This window comes from Lysinibacillus irui, assembly GCF_028877475.1.
Taxonomy (GTDB): Bacteria; Bacillota; Bacilli; order Bacillales_A; family Planococcaceae; genus Lysinibacillus; species Lysinibacillus irui.
This window is the reverse complement of sequence record NZ_CP113527.1, coordinates 3,115,700-3,134,923: the sequence shown is the minus strand read 5'-3', so window position 1 is coordinate 3,134,923 and position 19,224 is coordinate 3,115,700. Positions and strand designations below refer to the sequence as shown.

16 protein-coding genes are annotated in these 19,224 nt (G+C 36.2%); 9 read left to right on the top strand and 7 right to left on the bottom strand.

Annotation, left to right across the window (positions count from 1 at the left end; genetic code table 11):
• Positions 1 to 15: 15 nt before the first annotated feature.
• Positions 16 to 435, top strand: a complete 420-nt coding sequence (locus OU989_RS15820; RefSeq protein ID WP_274793971.1) for a universal stress protein — start codon at positions 16 to 18, stop codon at positions 433 to 435.
• Between the two features lie 75 nt (positions 436 to 510).
• Here OU989_RS15820 and OU989_RS15815 read toward each other — a convergent pair whose 3' ends face one another.
• The 7 genes from OU989_RS15815 to OU989_RS15785 all read right to left on the bottom strand — a co-directional run bounded on the left by OU989_RS15815 (position 511) and on the right by OU989_RS15785 (position 7,789).
• The gene (locus OU989_RS15815) at positions 511 to 1,368 is read right to left on the bottom strand and encodes a DUF6612 family protein (protein WP_274793969.1); all 858 of its coding nucleotides are present in this window, start codon (positions 1,366 to 1,368) and stop codon (positions 511 to 513) included.
• Between the two features lie 247 nt (positions 1,369 to 1,615).
• Entirely contained in the window at positions 1,616 to 1,900 is a 285-nt protein-coding gene (gene qoxD / locus OU989_RS15810) for a cytochrome aa3 quinol oxidase subunit IV (RefSeq protein ID WP_274793968.1), read from the bottom strand.
• Complete coding sequence (gene qoxC, locus OU989_RS15805; protein ID WP_274793967.1) at positions 1,900 to 2,499, bottom strand: cytochrome aa3 quinol oxidase subunit III; 600 nt, start codon at positions 2,497 to 2,499, stop codon at positions 1,900 to 1,902. The genes qoxD and qoxC overlap by 1 nt, the downstream gene beginning before the upstream one ends.
• A 1-nt stretch (position 2,500) precedes the next feature.
• On the bottom strand, positions 2,501 to 4,444 hold the full coding sequence (gene qoxB / locus OU989_RS15800; protein ID WP_274793966.1) for a cytochrome aa3 quinol oxidase subunit I: 1,944 nt from the start codon (positions 4,442 to 4,444) through the stop codon (positions 2,501 to 2,503).
• 61 nt (positions 4,445 to 4,505) lie between these two features.
• Positions 4,506 to 5,411, bottom strand: coding sequence for a cytochrome aa3 quinol oxidase subunit II (gene qoxA, locus OU989_RS15795; RefSeq protein ID WP_274793965.1), 906 nt, complete (start codon positions 5,409 to 5,411; stop codon positions 4,506 to 4,508).
• A gap of 827 nt (positions 5,412 to 6,238) precedes the next feature.
• Positions 6,239 to 7,081, bottom strand: a complete 843-nt coding sequence (locus OU989_RS15790; RefSeq protein WP_274793964.1) for a DUF2785 domain-containing protein — start codon at positions 7,079 to 7,081, stop codon at positions 6,239 to 6,241.
• 243 nt (positions 7,082 to 7,324) lie between these two features.
• Positions 7,325 to 7,789, bottom strand: coding sequence for a hypothetical protein (locus OU989_RS15785; RefSeq protein ID WP_274793963.1), 465 nt, complete (start codon positions 7,787 to 7,789; stop codon positions 7,325 to 7,327).
• Positions 7,790 to 8,001: 212 nt separating this feature from the next.
• On the opposite strand from OU989_RS15785, the gene OU989_RS15780 reads away from it, so the two are divergent.
• The 8 genes from OU989_RS15780 to OU989_RS15745 all read left to right on the top strand — a co-directional run bounded on the left by OU989_RS15780 (position 8,002) and on the right by OU989_RS15745 (position 19,222).
• Positions 8,002 to 8,985 carry a hypothetical protein gene (locus tag OU989_RS15780; protein WP_274793962.1) on the top strand — a complete coding sequence of 328 codons (984 nt, stop codon included), beginning with the start codon at positions 8,002 to 8,004 and terminating at the stop codon, positions 8,983 to 8,985.
• Between the two features lie 119 nt (positions 8,986 to 9,104).
• Positions 9,105 to 10,394 (top strand): trigger factor, encoded by a 1,290-nt coding sequence (tig, locus tag OU989_RS15775; RefSeq protein ID WP_274793961.1) that lies wholly within the window; start codon positions 9,105 to 9,107, stop codon positions 10,392 to 10,394.
• A gap of 665 nt (positions 10,395 to 11,059) precedes the next feature.
• Positions 11,060 to 12,331, top strand: coding sequence for an ATP-dependent protease ATP-binding subunit ClpX (gene clpX, locus OU989_RS15770; RefSeq protein ID WP_274793960.1), 1,272 nt, complete (start codon positions 11,060 to 11,062; stop codon positions 12,329 to 12,331).
• A gap of 230 nt (positions 12,332 to 12,561) precedes the next feature.
• Positions 12,562 to 14,886, top strand: coding sequence for an endopeptidase La (gene lon / locus OU989_RS15765; RefSeq protein ID WP_274797359.1), 2,325 nt, complete (start codon positions 12,562 to 12,564; stop codon positions 14,884 to 14,886).
• A gap of 4 nt (positions 14,887 to 14,890) precedes the next feature.
• Positions 14,891 to 15,472 (top strand): ribosome biogenesis GTP-binding protein YihA/YsxC, encoded by a 582-nt coding sequence (gene yihA, locus OU989_RS15760; protein WP_274793959.1) that lies wholly within the window; start codon positions 14,891 to 14,893, stop codon positions 15,470 to 15,472.
• 137 nt (positions 15,473 to 15,609) lie between these two features.
• On the top strand, positions 15,610 to 15,783 hold the full coding sequence (locus tag OU989_RS15755; RefSeq protein ID WP_081011007.1) for a YjfB family protein: 174 nt from the start codon (positions 15,610 to 15,612) through the stop codon (positions 15,781 to 15,783).
• A gap of 146 nt (positions 15,784 to 15,929) precedes the next feature.
• A complete protein-coding gene (locus tag OU989_RS15750; RefSeq protein ID WP_274793958.1) occupies positions 15,930 to 17,588 on the top strand; it encodes a hypothetical protein in 1,659 nt (552 codons plus the stop codon).
• Between the two features lie 185 nt (positions 17,589 to 17,773).
• On the top strand, positions 17,774 to 19,222 hold the full coding sequence (locus OU989_RS15745) for an S-layer homology domain-containing protein (protein ID WP_274793957.1): 1,449 nt from the start codon (positions 17,774 to 17,776) through the stop codon (positions 19,220 to 19,222).
• Positions 19,223 to 19,224: the final 2 nt, after the last annotated feature.

Sequence of the window (19,224 nt, the reverse complement as noted above, 5' to 3'; positions counted from 1 at the left end):
AATGGGAGGACTAACATGGCTAATTATCTTAAAATCGCTGTCGCAATTGATTTCTCAGAGCAATCACTCAAAGCATTCGACAGAGCAAATCATTTAGCAATACAGCATCAGGCTATTTTACAATTGGTGAACGTAATTGATACGAAATCGTTTGGAGCGGTATCTGCTTATGATTTAAAATATGCAGAGGAATTAAAGAAAGAAAATATGCTTAAAATGGAAAAACTAGAAAAAGAGGCGTTACAATTAGGTGTCAACGAGGTGGAATCAATAGTAGAAACAGGTTCACCGAAGGGTATTTTAACACAATTACCGAATGTTGATTTAATCGTCTGTGGCGCGACTGGATTAAATCGTATGGAAAAGATGATGCTAGGATCCGTTGCCGAAAAGATTGTACGCCATGCTCTATGTGATGTCTTACTAGTTCGCTAGTATAGAGAAAGTAATTATTAAATAGACGGCATAAAAAGCACCTGCTTGTATTAGAAAACAAGCAGGTGCTTTATATTATTGTCTTGTTTGAGCGTTATCAATAATGCTCTGAGGAATATCGATAGTTTTTAGATGATTAAATTCAGTATAAGTAACGACTGATTTTGTATTCATTACTAATTCGTCACCTTCTACTGCCATTTTTAAATCAAAATTCATATCCATTTTGTTTGTATCGAAAGTCTCTTTATCGATATGAAGTACATAGTTGATTTTTTCAATTGTTAATTGATCCAGTGGGTTTTCCTCTAACCCCATACCTTGCATCGATTTATTAATTTCAGAATCAATTAGCTCTTTAAATTTATCACCTTTTGCTTCTAATGTAAGAACATATTCATCATCTGTTTGCTCAAATGAAAAATCACCAATGAATTTTTTTAGTTGTTCTAGTTGTTCTTTCGCATCTGCAGAAGCAGCTGTTTGATCTAAAATTGCTTCAAAGTTTTCATCAGGAAGCTTCATCCAGCTATCAGTTGTCGTATCTTTCATAAACAGGCCAGTATCTTTTTTCATATACATTTCCATTGGCATGTCCGTTGTTTCTTCACCTTCACTCATCATATCTGGCATCGACATAGACCCTGATAAATGCATTGCAAGTGGGTCAACAATGATGTCCATTTCCATATTAGAGTCGATAGAAAACTCCATTGCCTCTTCTCCAGATCCAACCTTTGTCACCTGTGTCATGTCCATTTTGGCACTCGCACTTTTAATGTCAGCCTGGCGGTCCACCGCTTTGTCATACACTTGCTCTAAAGTAAGCTTGCTTGTTTTCGTTGTGTCTTTCGTAGGGGTAGCGCTTGAGTTACAAGCCGCAAGTGTCAATGCTAGTGTTCCAACTGCTAATACTTTAAAAACTTTCTTCATTTCTTTCATCTCCTATTCTTGGTAAAAAACACTATCTACTACTATACGCGCTAGAAAAGGAAAAGTTTCGTAAATTGTTAAAAAAGTACTAGATTTTTATTAAAAAAACAACATTTTTCCTACTGATATTAGTAGTATACGTTATAATTAATAAATGAATAAAGGGAAAAACAAAAAAGCTGTCACCAACTTATCGCATAAGGACGATAGTTGGGACAGCTTCTTTTTTACGCCAAGGCGTAATGGATCAATTATAACCCCAGATCATAGCGAATAATGTACCAATGATTGTTACAACACCTACGAATACTGAGTATAAAATCGTTGTATATAACGTTTTCTTATCTTCAGATTCACCAATGTGCATGAATAAAACTAATTGTACAGTTGCTTGTGCAAGGGCAGTTACTAGTAAAATAGCGAATGCCATTTTATAACTCATATCAAAGGTTACAACGGCTAAAGCGACAATTGTCAATAATAATGAGAAGCCGAAGCCCATGACATGTTGTTTTGGGAATAATTCCTTCATCAGCTAATCAGTCCTTTCAAGTAGACGAAGCTGAAGATGAAAATCCAAACAACGTCTAGGAAATGCCAGTACAATGAGAAGATAAACGCTTTGTTCGCTGTTTGTGGATTTAAACCACGTTTAGCTACTTGGATTAAAATAGCTAAGCCCCAGAAGAAACCAAATGTTACGTGGGCACCGTGCGTTCCAAGTAAAGTCATTAATGACGATAAGAATGCGCTTGTTTGAATCGTTGCGCCTTCGTGTACATATGTGACAAACTCATCAATCTCAATAGCTAAGAAGCCTAGGCCTAGTAAAAGGGTAATGATGAAGAATGTCATCATTGCTTTTTTATGACCAATACGCATTGCATGAACACCAAGACCAATTGTGAAACTACTTGTTAATAATAAGAATGTTTCCCACAGAACTGGAGTTAATTCGAAAATTTCAGCGCCATCTGGGCCACTACCTGTACGTGTATGAAGTGTGAAATACACTGTAAATAGTGTGGCAAATAACACGATCTCGGCGCCAAGGAAAACCCAGAAACCAAAGATTTTTAGGCGGTTTTCCTCTGTACTATATTCTAATGGAAGTGAAGAATCGATTTTCATATTATTTATCACCTCTCAAGCTTTTCTCAGTTGCCATAACTTCCTCAACTGAAATGTAACGACCATGATCTTTTTCGAATGAACGATGGATCATGAAACCAAATACACCAAGCATACTGATGATGGCTGGAATCCATAGATTAAATACAGCGAAGAATGCTGCAAGGAAGAAGAATCCACTCATCCAGAATGGTGTGCCTGTATTATTTGGCATGTGAATTTTTTCAATTGTACCTGCTGTAATATCGCGACCTTCTTTTTTCGCGAACCAAAACTCATCTAAGCGAGTAACTGTTGGTACTACAGCAAAGTTGTATTCTGGTACTGGAGAATGAGTAGCCCATTCAAGTGTACGACCATCCCAAACATCTGCCTTTTCATTGCGAGGCATGTGTTTCCAGCTGTAGTAAATGTTATAAACGATCAATGCAAAGCCAACTGCAAGTCCTAGAGCACCAACGAACGAAAGCATATTCAATGGGCCGTAACCAGTAGACTCTGAATAAGTGTACATACGACGAGCATAACCATCTAAACCTAAAATGAATAATGGGAAGAACGTTACGTTGAAGCTGATAGCAATAAACCAGAAACCAGCTTTCCCTAATTTTTCGTTTAAACGGAAACCGAACATTTTTGGCCACCAGTAGTGGTAACCTGCAAGTACACCAAACACTGTACCTGGAATTAATACATAGTGGAAGTGGGCAACTAAGAACATCGTATTATGATATTGGTAGTCGGCACTTGCCATTGCTAACATAACCCCTGTAACCCCACCAATAGTGAAGATAGGAATAAAGCCTAATGCATAAAGCATCGGGGTTGTAAATTGAATTTTCCCGTGCCGCATTGTGAGTAACCAGTTAAATATTTTTACACCAGTCGGAACTGCGATTGCCATTGTTGTAATAGAGAAAACACTGTTTACCATTACGCCATGACCCATTGTATAGAAGTGGTGGGCCCATACTAAGAATGATAGTAAAGAAATGATAACCATACTCATAACCATTGATTTGTAGCCGTATAAGTTTTTACGTGCAAATGTTGCAATGATTTCTGAGAAGATACCGAAAGCAGGTAGGATAACGATATAAACTTCAGGATGTCCCCAAACCCAGAATAGGTTGGCCCAGAGCATATCCATACCACCGTCTTGCATCGCAAAGAATTTTGTGCCGAATTGACGGTCAAACATCATTAGGGCAAGCGCTACAGTTAATACTGGGAACGCGAATACGATAATAACGTTTGTAATTAAAATTGACCAAGTAAACATTGGCATTTTCATTAATGTCATACCAGGTGCACGCATTTTAATAATTGTCGTGATGAAGTTAACACCCGTCATTAATGTACCAATACCTGATAATTGAAGTGCTAAAGAATAATAGTTATTCCCTACAGTAGGACTAAAATCCGTACTTGCAAGAGGGAAGTAGGCTGTCCAACCAGCGTCTGGTGAACCACCGATAATGAAAGATAAGTTTAATAAACCAGCACCTGCTGCAAATAGCCAAAAGCTAACAGCATTTAGACGTGGGAAAGCAACGTCACGTGCACCAATTTGTAGTGGGATTACAATGTTCATTAAACCGATAACAAATGGCATCGCCATAAATAGAATCATTAATAAACCATGTGTTGTGAAAATCTCATTGTAATGTTGTGCATCAAGAAGTCCGTTATCTGGAACGGCTGTTTGTGCACGCATTAATAGTGCATCAATACCACCACGGAATAGCATTAATAATGCTACTGCGATATACATAATCCCGATTTTTTTATGGTCAACAGTTGATAGCCAGTTTTTGTAGAAAAAGCCCCATTTTTTAAAATAAGTAAGGCCTGCTACGATAACCACTGCACCAACTACGATACTAATAGCTGCCGCTAAAATCATCGGTTCTTGCATTGGATGGAATAATTCTTCCATACTCATTGGATGCGCTCCTTTCAGAAATAAAAATTAATGTAAATATTCGTTCGAAGTTAACGTTAAATTAGTGACCTGAATGTTCGCTATTCATGTCTTCTTCAGACATATCACCATGATCCATGTTATCCATATCCATGTTTTTACCATGTTCCATTGGAGCTGGACTGAAGTCTAAGTGTGTAGATGAGAAGCTTTGACGACCAACGTGCTCTGCTTTTAATAGCTCATCAAATTTTTCTTCAGTTAATGGTGCCTCTTTAGCTTTTACATCAGCAACCCATTTATCGAAGTCTTCTTGTGTCATAGATTGTGCTTCAAATTCCATTTCGGCAAAGCCACGTCCATTAAAGTTAGAGTTACGTCCCATAAATGAACCAACTTCATCTGCCGCAAGGTGAATAGTTGTTAACATATCACTCATGGCATATTTTTGACCTGCTAATTGAGGAATCCAGAAACTTGTAATTGGACCAAATGAGTAAAGTTTGAACTCGATTGGACGATCCACCGGAATGTTTACATAGTTAACTGTTTCAACACCTTGTTCTGGATAACTAAAGTGCCATTTCCAGTTTGATGATGATGCATAAATAACTAATGGTTCCTTATCGTCATAACCTGCTGGTTGAGCTTCTACTGTAGAAGTTGTTCTAACTGTCACAACAGCTAAGAATGCTACGATAATAATTGGAATTACTGTCCATGTAATTTCTAGAAGATGGCTTCCTTCTTCATGAGGAGGCTCATAATCTGCAGATGCTTTTGATGCACGGTATTTTGTTAGCATAAAGGCTAAAAGCACATACACGACTAGTAATATAAAGGCCATTGTAATAATGGATAAAATAATTGTGTTTGATAATGTTTCGGCATTTGGTCCTTTTGGATTGAACACTGTTAATGGTTCACATCCAGCAAGAAGTGCAAGAGCACTCAAAGCTACAAACATTAAACTTAATTTTTTCTTCATGTTTGACTCCTTTCTATAGAACGGCTATTCATAAAATTCATGTGTTTTTTGTCAGTCTCACATTTACAAATAGTTGGTACTGAGGTCACCTCTTTTATCTTGGCGTATCAATCAACAACATAAGAATTTACAATGGCATGGTTCAATATGAAACATAAAATCTTGTGTTGATTGATCTGATGCAAGCGTTAGCAAAACTAATGATTGTGCAATCGTTTTAAATACGTACTTGCCTAATGACGATTGTCACAGTGTGTCGTTGTTTGCACATTGGATTATACGCCCTGTTTTTAAGAAAAAACATAATTTTGTTATGAAAAAGATAGTAAAGAGGTGTTGAATTTGAACATTTTTTGAACAAAAATCGTTATTTTAGTATTGGTATTTAAAGGTTTTAATTATTAAACACTGTGAAAACGTTGAAAATACTGCATTCCTCATGTTTAACTAAGTAAATAATTTTTTTTATGAAAAATTGCATTTCACATTTTGGACGCTGTTTTGTAATAAAATCAACGTAATATCGGTCTTTTCAATACTTTTGGGTTGCCTTTTTTAAAAAAAAGGAGTAGTCGCAATGACGGTGTGTGGAAACATTAGGATGAATTTTCAATCAAAGGAATGAGAGGAAAGGGAATAACTGTCTTATCATATTGATTATGTTAATATAATAATTTGCTTTCTTTAATATCCATATATTTACTTGATATATTCTACTCGAAAAGTAAAAAAGCAAACTAAGAGCAGTCCTAGTTTGCTGGTGTTTTAGAAAATTTTTATGTTATGGAGAAGGATGTGTAGTAAATCAGCAATTTTTAAATTGACAGTCAATCTCCAAGCTTCAGCCATTTGGCTACCTTTCCATAAATTGTGTTTTGTAATTGAGGAGCTTTATTATTCATTTTTAAGAAAAAATACAATGTTTTCATAAAGTTTAATGTGCAAGTACGTCCGCTAAAAAAGCTTTCATTATAGCCTTGCATCATTAGGTGCATTTCAAATTTATCAAAAGCTTGTTCAACAAATTCAATTAGTGCTTCCTCGGAGTAATTTTGATTTAATAATGCATCTACTATGTTAATTAAACGTTCCTCTTCATCATTGACATAGACGGTGTCTTTCCAAGTGACAAGCTTTAAAGCATGTAAGATGGAAGGGGCATATTGTAAATCGAATTTTGGGTGTTTAATGGTCGTTGAGGCTAAATCAGCACCATGGGCAATGCTGTGCGCCCATCCTTTATCTGGGACGAAACCTCTAGTATCTTGTTCTAATAATAAATAGCGTCCGATTTTTTTAAAGAAAATTTGCAAACGATCATTGTTTAAAATCAATAACTCTGCATCCTTTGCAAGAATACCTGCAACTAGTAGAGCGGAAAATGAACGAGTAAAGACGCTATCTGTTGATTTTTCACCTATCTGTAAGTACAAGAAATCATCACTAGTTGCTGTATCAAATAAAATCTGTAATTGTTGCGGGTTTACTAAATTATCGCTCAGTAAATCGATGAATGTACGATATATGTACTGATCCCGTAATTCTGCATCGACTGTGCCTATATGAGTTAGCATTTCTTGTAATAGCCAATCACTGTGTTGTGACATAAAAGTTTGGCGTTCAGAAAGTGTCATTGTAGAAAAAGACTGTAATGTTTCTTTAATAGTCATGTTTGAAAAAGCCCCCATAATAATTTTTCTTCTATTATTATAGCCGCTTTTCATTTCGAATTGACAAATTTGAAACTTCGGAAAGAAAGAACGGCAACATAACGTCCCTCTTGAACGGAATTTTTTACAATATTATTTCCTGAACCTATAGAAAGTTGTTATGATAGAAACGCAACAAAATGGTAAAGCTTAAATTAAGCGCAAAAAAAAGACATACCTATTTAAGTATGTCTCTTTGGCTCATTAGAGGACGACAGCTGATTTTATGCCAATTGGCCATTCAATAAGGGAGTCCTGATTTGTCTGTAACTCGACAAGAATATGGGTGTTTTTTATAGCATCAATGAGCCATTCACTGTAATGACGATTTGGTTCTGGATGCTGTAAAATTTGCTGCATATCTTTTTTATCAACATGTAATAGTTTGTAGTTACATTCAATGTTTACTTTTTGAGGAATAATGCAGAGTGATTCATTTTGGTGACCAAGTGCAATAGAACCTGGAATATAACCTTGAATACGTAAAATATAGGTACTTGCTTCTTGTGTATAGACATCAATTTTAGTACGTGTTAAAAAATCAAATTCTATCGGCTTATCTTGAAACGGTCCGTTTGTGGTAGAAAAAGAAATGACTTTAATCGATAATGCCTCGAATGCAGGTGAGATACAATGATTAAATTCAGTAATTGTATCTAGTAATTGCATGGATTCCACTCCTTGTTAAGAACTTGGTTTTATTCAAACAGACAATAAAGGTGATGTCTGTCATTGTAATAAATTTTAGATTATTCTAATTATAATACAATTTATTACAAAATATGAATCCAAAAGCAATGATTTTTTGTTAAAAATAAGAAACTTGTGGATTTTTTTAGTAAATAACCGAATAAAAAAATAGAAATAAAGAGGTGAGAAAAATGACAAAACGAAAGCGTCATGTCATTAAACATGACAATATTGTTGTTTTTCCAGGCGCTGTCCAAACTTTAATACGTGAAGGACATTTGTTTGCAGAGAATTATCAATATGAAAAGGCAGTGGCGAGTTTTGAAAAGGCATTTGTATATGAAACTGGAGATGAATTTGCGCTGAGTGCCTATGCCTTTGCTTTATATGAAATAAAGGACTATGACAAAGCGAAAAATGTATGTGAGCAGCTATTTACGATGGGTACGTCATTGTATGTAGAAGTGATGGAATTGTACATTACCATATGCATGCAGTTAAAAGATTACCATCAAGTGGAGACGTTAATAACGACTTTACTTGAAGAAAATGTACTGCCGCATGATCAAGTTGAAAAATTTGAACGATTAAAAAGTTTGAATAGAGAAGTGTCTAGAAATCTAGAAAAGAGAGAAAATGCACAACATTTAATAGAGGAACAAGAATATGAGCTTGCGAAATTTAGTGCACTTTCACCAAATGAACAATCTATTCGCTTACACCGCCTTATGGATAGCAATGTAAGACAATTAAAAACGGCATTAAAGGCTATTATTGAATGCTCAACGATTCATCCTTTTGTACAAAGCTTAGCATTAATATTGTTAGTGGAACAGGAAGTAGCCATAGACATAACAGTTTCTAAATTTGAACAAACAAAAGTCGTGAATCCAGCCAATCTAGTATTGCCTAATCAATTACCGCAATATGGAGAAATAAAAAATATTATTGAAATGAAGTTAGAGCAAGACCCTACGACGTTGGAAATGGTACAATATTTAATGGCGAAACATGCCATTGTAACGTATCCGTTTGAGTGGCATCCATTCCAAGCTGATGATGTTGCTTATAGTTATATTGATTTTGTCTTAACAATGCTAGGAAATGTGCAAGAAATGGACTATGAGATCATGGACTTTTTACAAATGTTAGAAAAGCTAACAGAACTACATTAGGTATGAAATAAGTTGAAACTATACACATCTATGTTATACTAAAATGGTTGTCAAAATCGTAGTTACGAATGAATTGTCTAACATCTAAACTTGATTATTTATTTTGGAGGTATTTATACATGTCAGCAAAATGGGAAAAACAAGAAGGTAATATCGGTACTCTTACAATCGAAGTACCTGCTGTAGAAGTAGATGCAGCGATGGATCAAGCATTTAAAAAAGTTGTAAAACAAATTAACGTACCAGGTTTCCGTAAAGGTAAAATGCCTCGTAAAATGTTTGAACAACGCTTTGGTATCGAATCACTATACCAAGATGCATTAGAAATTATCGTTCCTGATTCTTATGCAAAAGCAATTGATGAAGCTGGAATTATGCCAGTTGATTACCCAGAGATTTCTGGTACAGAAAACTTTGTACATGGTCAAGATTTCACATTTACTGCACAAGTAACAGTAAAACCAGAACCAAAGCTTGGTGACTACAAAGGTCTAGAAGTATCTAAACTTCCTGTAGAAGTAACTGATGAAGAAGTGGATGCTCAAATTCAAGACCAATTAGCTCGTAAAGCTGAGCTTGAAATTAAAGAAGACGAAGCAATCGTAGAAGGTGATACAGCTGTTATCGATTTCGAAGGTTTCGTAGGTGAAGAAGCTTTCGAAGGTGGTAAAGGTGAAGACTATCCACTAGAAATCGGTTCGGGTTCTTTCATTCCTGGTTTTGAAGAGCAACTTGTTGGCGTGAAAGCTGGCGAATCTAAAGATGTGGTTGTTACATTCCCAGAAGAATATCATGCTGCAGAATTAGCTGGTAAAGAAGCAACTTTCAAAGTAACAGTAAAAGAAGTTAAAACAAAAGTTCTTCCTGAGTTAAATGATGAATTTGCAAAAGAACTTGACCCAGAAGTTGAAGGCGTAGAAGCTTTACGTGCTAAAATTAAAGAACAAACTGCAGCTCAAAAAGTAGCAGAATCAGATGCAGCTCTTCGTGATGAGCTAGTAGAAAAAGCTGCTGAAAACGCTGAGTTCGAAGTGCCAGCAGGTATGATTAACTCTGAAACTGATCGTATGTTACAAGAATTTGGTCAACGTTTACAAATGCAAGGCATGAACTTAGACCTTTACTATCAATTCTCTGGTCAATCAGAAGAAGACTTACGTGGTCAAATGAAAGAAGAAGCAGAAAGCCGTGTACGTGTATCTTTAACACTTGAAGCGATTGCTGAAGCTGAAAAAATTGAAGCAACTGAAGCAGATATTGAAGCAGAATTAGAAAAAATGGCTGCTCAATTCAATATGACTAAAGATCAAATTACAGGTGCTTTAGGTGGTACTGCAGTACTTGAAAACGACATCAAAATCCAAAAAACAGTTGAATTTTTAGTAGAAAACGCTAAAATTACTGAATAAGATTTGTGTAACTAGATAGCTAAACAAAACAAGGTACGGCATTAAACCGTGCCTTGTTTTATCACATAAACTCTAAAAAATGGTCCCCTTATAGTTTTTTTCACTTTATACTTCACTTATACATAGTATTGTTTTAATTTTTATCTTCATTCAACAGATGTTTTGTACGGAATGTAAAATGTTAAGTACAAAACATGTCCATCTAAATAGATGGTAAACTGTATGCACAGAAGCTTTTTAGTATGTTAAACGACGACTGAATGAAGATAAAGCCAATGGCCAGAGTCAAGGAATTCAAAACCTAGACACTGTACAATTTAAGGCGAAATTGATACGATGCTAAAAACTTCATTCAGAAAAGTCATATATAATAAAATTACTAATTTTGAATGAATAAACCCTAGGTAGATGAATGTAGTAGATTCATAACGATGGATAGTTGGTTTTGGTGTAATCTAAGTGAAGTGCCATACGAAAGAATCATGTAAAGTCACGAAGTAAACACGTTCCTAGAGGATACTTTGGTAAGCAAATGAAGAAAAGAACATGATGATGCGTTATAATCTATACATGCATGAATGCCTTGGCGTAAATGATGCAGACAATTTATTTGATAAAGGTTCAATAATCTTGTAAGATTGTTGCTTGAATAGGGGTGAAACATATTGTTCAAATTTAATGATGAAAAAGGCAATTTAAAATGCTCATTTTGTGGAAAACCACAAGAACAAGTACGTAAATTAGTTGCAGGTCCAGGTGTTTATATTTGTGATGAATGTATCGAGCTTTGTTCCGAAATCGTTGTAGAGGAACTAGGTGTAGAAGAGGAAATCGAATTTCAAGATATTCCAAAACCAAAAGAGATCCTAACGATTCTAGATGAGTATGTAATTGGACAAGAACGTGCTAAAAAGGCATTGGCAGTCGCAGTTTACAATCACTATAAACGCATCAATACGAATAGTAAAATTGATGATGTTGAATTAGCAAAATCGAACATTGTGTTAATCGGCCCAACTGGTAGCGGTAAAACTTTATTAGCTCAAACGTTAGCACGTATACTAAATGTTCCATTCGCAATTGCGGATGCTACCTCCCTAACTGAAGCAGGTTATGTAGGTGAGGACGTTGAAAATATTTTATTAAAGTTAATCCAATCAGCAGATTATGATATTGAGCGTGCTGAAAAAGGGATTATCTATATTGATGAAATCGATAAAGTAGCACGTAAGTCGGAGAATCCATCTATTACACGTGATGTTTCTGGCGAAGGTGTTCAACAGGCACTCCTTAAAATTTTAGAAGGAACGGTTGCAAGTGTTCCGCCACAAGGAGGACGTAAACATCCTCATCAAGAGTTTTTACAAATCGATACAACTAATATTCTTTTCATCGTTGGTGGTGCATTTGATGGTATTGAAACGATCATTAAACGCCGTCAGGGTGAAAAAGTAATTGGATTCGGTTCAGATCCGAATAAAGTAGACGTAGATGAAGGTTCTATCATGTCAAAGCTGATTCCTGAGGATTTACTGAAATTTGGTCTAATACCAGAGTTCATTGGTCGATTACCTGTACTTGCGAGTCTAGAGCAATTAAATGAAGCTGCTCTTGTACAAATTTTAACGGAGCCAAAAAATGCACTAGCCAAGCAGTATCAAAAAATGCTTGAACTAGATGGCGTTGAACTTGAATTTGATGAAGGTGCTCTTGTTGAAATTGCAAAAGAAGCAATTGAGCGTAAAACAGGTGCGCGTGGTCTTCGTTCAATTATTGAGTCAACAATGCTTGATGTAATGTACGAATTGCCTTCACGTGAGGACGTAAAAAAATGTATCATTACAGCAAAAACAATTACGGATAAAGAAAAACCGAAATTGCTTCTTGAAGATGGCACTGAACTCGATGAAGGTAGCGATACAAAAACTTCAGCATAACGAATAGATATGGCTGTCTACCGTTGTGAGATAGAGAGTAATTAGCTGACTTCGATTGTGCAATATTCGCACATATCGACAGTCAGCTTTTTATTCATTTCTACATAAAGCTAATTGTAACTTGAAGAAATTTTTGGCTCGCTTCAATAACTAGTGTGAATCAATTTTTTAAACACATACTAGTAGCGCGGGATGTGAACATGAAAATTTTGACGGAGGTGAATGCCCGCATGGTGACAATACAAAAAACAACAAATGTACCATTATTGCCTTTACGTGGACTTTTAGTATACCCATCGATGGTGTTACATATTGATGTGGGTAGAAATCGTTCTGTAGCGGCGCTAGAGCAGGCGATGTTAGAGGACCAAATGATTTTATTGGTGACACAAAAGGAAATGCACGATGAACAGCCTGAGGAGCAAGATTTATATTCCGTTGGTACAATTGCATATGTCAAACAAATGCTAAAATTACCAAATGGTACGCTGCGAATTTTAGTAGAAGGGGTTGCTCGTGCTACCTGGGAAAATTATCGGGCGTTAGACAAGTATACAGTTGTGGATATTGTCATTAAAGAGGAATCGGTAGATAAAGATGTAGAAACGCTAGCATTGATGCGTACATTATTGACGTATTTCGAAAAATATGCAAAATCCTCCAATAAAATCACAACTGAAACAATCAATACTGTAACGGATATCGAAGAACCTGGACGTCTAGCAGATATTATCGCTTCTCATTTACCGTTTAAGATTGCGGATAAGCAAGAAGTATTGGAAATGCTAAGTGTTAAAAAACGTCTTGATCACTTAATTATCCGTTTGCACGATGAACAAGAAGTATTGGATTTGGAAAAGAAGATTAATTCCAAAGTAAAGCAGTCCATGGAGCGTACGCAAAAGGAATATTATTTACGTGAACAAATGAAGGCTATTCAAACTGAGCTGGGCGATCGCGAAGGGAAAACTGGAGAAGTTGCAGAATTGCGTAAGCGTATCGATGAAGCAGGTATGCCAGATTCAACAAAAGAAGCTGTACTCAAAGAATTAGATCGCTATGAAAAAGTGCCAAGCGCTAGTGCAGAAAGCGGCGTTATTCGCAATTATATTGATTGGCTGATCTCACTACCATGGACAAAAGCAACAGAAGATCGCATGAATATTACACATGCCGAGAATATTTTAAATCGTGATCATGATGGGTTAGAAAAAGTGAAAGAACGTGTTCTAGAATATTTAGCCGTACGTCAGCTGAAAAATTCGCTTAGAGGACCTATTTTATGCTTAGCTGGACCTCCTGGGGTAGGTAAAACATCTTTAGCTCGTTCCATCGCAGAAAGCTTAGATCGCAAATTTATTCGAATTTCGTTAGGCGGCGTTCGTGACGAATCTGAAATTCGTGGACATAGACGTACGTATGTTGGCGCAATGCCTGGTCGTATTATTCAAGGAATGAAAAAAGCAGGTACCATTAATCCGGTATTTTTATTAGATGAAATTGATAAAATGTCTAATGATTTTAGAGGCGACCCTGCAGCAGCAATGCTAGAAGTATTAGATCCTGCGCAAAATAATACATTTAGTGATCATTATATTGAAGAGCCATATGATTTATCGAATGTGTTATTTATTGCAACAGCTAATGATTTGAGTAGTATTCCTGGTCCATTATTAGACCGTATGGAAGTTATTTCTATTGCAGGTTATACTGAAATTGAAAAAACTCAAATTACGAAAAATCACCTAATCCCTAAGCAATTGAAAGAACATGGATTGAAAAAAACGCAAGTAGTGATTAAAGATGAAGCAGTCATCGATATTATACGCTATTATACGCGCGAGGCAGGTGTTCGTGGTTTAGAACGACAAATCGCAACCCTTTGCAGAAAAATTGCCAAAATCATTGTATCTGGTGAGAAAAAACGGGTAACTGTTAGCTCAAAATCACTACAAGAGTTAATCGGTAAACATCGATTCCGTTATGGGCAGGCTGAAAAGGAAAACCAAGTCGGTGTCGCTACTGGGCTTGCTTATACAACTGTAGGCGGAGATACGTTACAAATCGAAGTATCCTTGACACCTGGTAAAGGAAAGTTACAGCTTACTGGTAAGCTTGGGGAAGTCATGAAGGAATCTGCTCAAACAGCATTATCCTATGTTCGCACGAAAATGGAAGATCTTGATGTGGATGCGGAATATTTCGATACACATGATATTCACATCCATGTACCTGAAGGCGCTGTACCTAAAGATGGACCTTCTGCAGGTATTACTATGGCAACTGCTATTGTCTCCGCTATTTTACATCGCCCAATTCGCCGTGAAGTTGGTATGACAGGCGAGATTACATTACGGGGCCGTGTATTGCCAATCGGAGGTCTAAAAGAAAAAACATTAAGTGCTCATCGTGCAGGCTTAACAACAATCATATGTCCAAAAGATAATGAACGTGATTTAGAGGATATTCCTGACAGTGTACGTGAGCAACTAACATTTAAACTAGTGTCATCGGCTGATGAAGTTTTAGCCTATGCACTGGACGGAGGTTTTTAGAAAAATGAAAGTCCATAACGTCGAAATGGTCATTAGTGCGGTACGGCCAGACCAATATCCAGAAGATGGACTGCCAGAATTTGCATTAGCTGGTCGTTCGAATGTAGGAAAGTCTTCCTTCATTAATCGAATGATCGGCCGTAAAGCTTTAGCACGTATTTCTTCTAAGCCTGGTAAAACACAAACCCTTAATTTTTATAAAATTGAAGAGCAATTGTTTTTTGTGGATGTACCGGGTTATGGTTATGCAAAGGTTTCAAAGTCTGAGCGTGAAGCTTGGGGGAAAATGATAGAGCGCTACTTTACTGGGCGTCAGGAATTAAAAGCAGTTGTACAAATTATAGACTTGCGTCATCCTCCAACGGCTGATGATCGCATGATGTATGATTTCCTAAAGCACTATAATATTCCTTGTATTGTGATTGCAACAAAGGCAGATAAAATTCCAAAAGGTAAATGGGATAAGCATAAAAAGATTGTCAAAGAAACATTGGAAATGGAAAAAGGCGATACTCTAATTGTCTTCTCTTCAGAAACGGGTCTTGGCTTTGAAGAAGCTTGGAGAACAATTGAAAATAAAATGTAATGTAAAAACATCTATTGTGTCTAGTCGTTAGGACAGTAGATGTTTTTTTCATTTTTACAGAAGGTAATGTAGAAAGTTGTAGAAAATGCTTGATGATTAAAATATTTGTCCGATAAATTAGATAGGAGGTGGACTAGATGGATATTGCAGCTTTATCGATGGCAATGAATCAAGCAACACTTATGCAAAACGTTTCTTTAGCTGTTACGAAACAGGCAATGGAGATGCAACAACAAAACACAGAGCAGTTAGTTGAAATGTTAGATGCTCCACATCCGACAGCTGGACATACAATTGATATTCAAGTATGAAACAGGCAGGTAGCTTGAAAGTAGGAAGCTACCTCTATTTTTATCGCTTGAAAAGATTAATAGTCTAAATTGTAACTTTTTAAATAAGAAAAGCTACCAATAATACGATATAATGATTACTAATATTTAGTAAGGAGGCAGGATTTTTGAAGAAATATTCATACATAATCATGATCATTCTGGTTGTCGGTTTAGCCTTTAACCAGCCGGCTAAAGCTGCCCAATTAGTTACTGGAACCTTTGTGGATGTAACATTTTCAGAATACACAAAGCCAGATGGCACGATAGAACAACAACTTAGTAAAGTAACTTTGCAAAATGATCGTGGCCGAACAGTGACTTTTAATATTAATAAAAATACTCGATTATATATTAACAACACGGCCACGACTATCGAGGGCTTTAAGATGGGAATGGAAGTTGAAGCTGAAATTTCTCTAAGAAGTGTTGTTGAACTGCGAGGTACATCTACAACAGCAACAGAACCGAATGGACCATCCACAGGATCAGGAAGTAGCAGTAAAACAACAGCTGGTGTAGTAACGAGTATCGATCCAAATGGGTTATTTATTATAGTGAAGCCAGATGTAGGTGAAGAAACGACTTATTATATTAACAAAGAGACTAATTATCAAAAAGGCTCTTCAGCCACTGATATTAGTGCGTTATACGTTGGGGATCGAGTTAAACTAAACTTTAAAAATAAAAACACTTCTGTCGTAACAAAAGTAGCCATTAGTGAGACAGGCACATTAGTTGAAAACTTATACAAAGGCGAAATACAAGCAGTCAATCCTAATGCCAATAAATTAACGGTGAAAAATCAACATGCCTTTATTAACTGGCAATTTGGCTCTCAAACAACCAATGATCTATCGACAATGTCTTTTACATCCAAGGTACCAATATATGTTGGCAATACGAAAGTCGAAAAAGGTCAACTGAAAAATTATATCGGTAGTGAAGCATACTATGCGACGGTTAAACAATTCGGTAAAGAAGTCATTGAGAAAATTGTAGTATTGAAAAACAATGAACGAACATATTACGAACCCATGTTGTCTGTAGATACAGATTACCAATTATTGAAGCTGAAATCTGCAGGCACATTGTACTTCCATAATGGAACTATTTTAATTCGTAATGGACGTTTAATTGAACCAACTGGTCTTTTAGCGTATGGTACGGCATTTGTCATTGCAGATGGTGCTGCACGTGACCATTATGCGCAGGTTGTACAAGTGACAAGTGATAGCTTTATGTCACCTAACTTAGCTGGACATGAATTATATTATGGACGCTTATCTCAAGCTGATGGGTATTTAATTGAAATTGATGATGCGATGAAAATTGAATCAAATGTTTTCAAGAAAACAGAAGATACTGTCTTATCAGTTAGTAATTCAACAAAGGCAATGGTCGATGATGGCAATAAAACATACAGCGTCATGCCAGATATTGAGCTTTATTTATCCGAAGGTGATTATGGTTACTTCTATGTGAAGGAAGGCCATGTACAAGCACTTCATATTTTAGATAATGCTAAACCAGTAGCCCCATTAATGCTGACTGGGAAACTACAGTCTGTAAAATCGAAGTATCCAGCTGTAATTAACGTAAAAAGTGTAAGCCAATGGCAGAATGGCCGTTGGTATGAGGCTGGTGAAATGGTGGATATGAATATTGACCAAGCAACAATCATTAAAGCAGGTAAAGTGATACAGCCTTCCGATCTACAAGCATCCGACCGTTTAGTTGTATTATCAGATCGATTTGTAAAAGCTCATTTTATTCTAGTAGATTAAAAGTAAATATAGACTGAAAATCTGCTTAGTCTCAGGCGAATAATATTTGCAAAAGGGCGATGTATTCACATTTGATGAGAAGGCTACTTCGCATAGGCAAAATGTTCGAAAGACGAGCAGATTTTTAGTCATTAAAATATGCTTCATTATGCATAACAGTGCACAGTGAAAGAAAGGACAAGCGAATGCAAAAATATTTAGCCAAACTAATGGTAGTCGTTCTTGTTATTTGTTTAATGGGAACTACTATTTCGTTCAATGCATCGGCTGCTTCATTAGAAACAACTGGTGCAGTAAAAAATGAGTATACATATGAAGAAGCTGTCTTCCTATCAGGGTCACCTGTTATTTTTAAGGGCACTAGTAAAGATATTAAAATTACACAAAAGGAATCTAAAGGCAGATTAACTGAAACTTATAACATGAAGTTGACAGGTAATAATGGAGCCACATTGACAAGAAATATCGCCTATGAATCTGATGTTGTTGACTATGCAGTTCTTGGTCAAAAAACGTCTAATGGTGAGGTAAAGAAATACACTGAAAAAATTACAATTGGAGCGATTACTTATACGTTAGTTGATTATCAATTCTCTCAAGGAACGGTGACAGATAATCGAGCTGCCTCTGATTATTATTCGGGGAATGTAATCTCTAGAAAAACCTATGCTTTTGAAACAGGAAAAGGGAAAAACGCTGTCCAAAACACAGTAACGATTGAAACCGATAGTCGCCATGCGGGCTATGAAAACTTCTGGGGAGCAACAGAAACTCAAATCACAGAGTCTGTTTATTCCTACAGTGATGGCAAAACAAGCCATGTAAAAAACCGCTTATCTACAAGTAAATCTCGTGTTTTAAATTATGAGGAGAATCTTGGAAGCTTGGGTAGTTTTGAGGGTGGCTATGCAGTTGTAAGTGAAAAAGATGTTATTTCTGAGTACACGTACGACTTATCTTCAGGACAAAAAGGGACGCTTGATTTAGATACAGAATACATGCCAACTATTGAACGTCTTATTATCCCTAAATTCCGTGATTTAACAAACCATTTTGCTAAAGAAGCGATAGAAAAAATGTATTCACTAGGTATCTATTCAGATGCAAGTAATTTCTTCTCTCCAAATACACCAATGAAACGTATAGATTTTACTACGGCAATCGGTAAAGCCGTAGACTTACGTGTATTTGAAGAAAAGAAATCGAAAAAGACTCCTACTACAAGTGTGTTTAAAGACTTAAAGCGTACGGTTAAAGATTATGGCTATATTGAATCGGCATTAAATAAAGGCATAATAAAAGGCGTTTCAGCTGACTACTTTAAACCAGATAATGCCATTACAAGAGCACAAGCAGCTACTATTTTTGTGCGTGCTTTAGGACTTGAAAATAGAGCGCCTGATCCTGGCTATCTAACAAAATTTACAGACAACAATCAAATTCCAAACTATGCTAGAGACGGCATCTATATTGCAAATGAACTTGGGTTAATGATTGGTGATTCCGCTGGCCGTTTTAATCCAAATAAGCCGCTAACTCGTGCAGAGGCTTCTCTTGTCCTTGAGCGATTCTTAAAATATTTAGAAGATGATCTAAAACAAAACTATCGTGATGATATCTTGTTCTTTAACTAAAG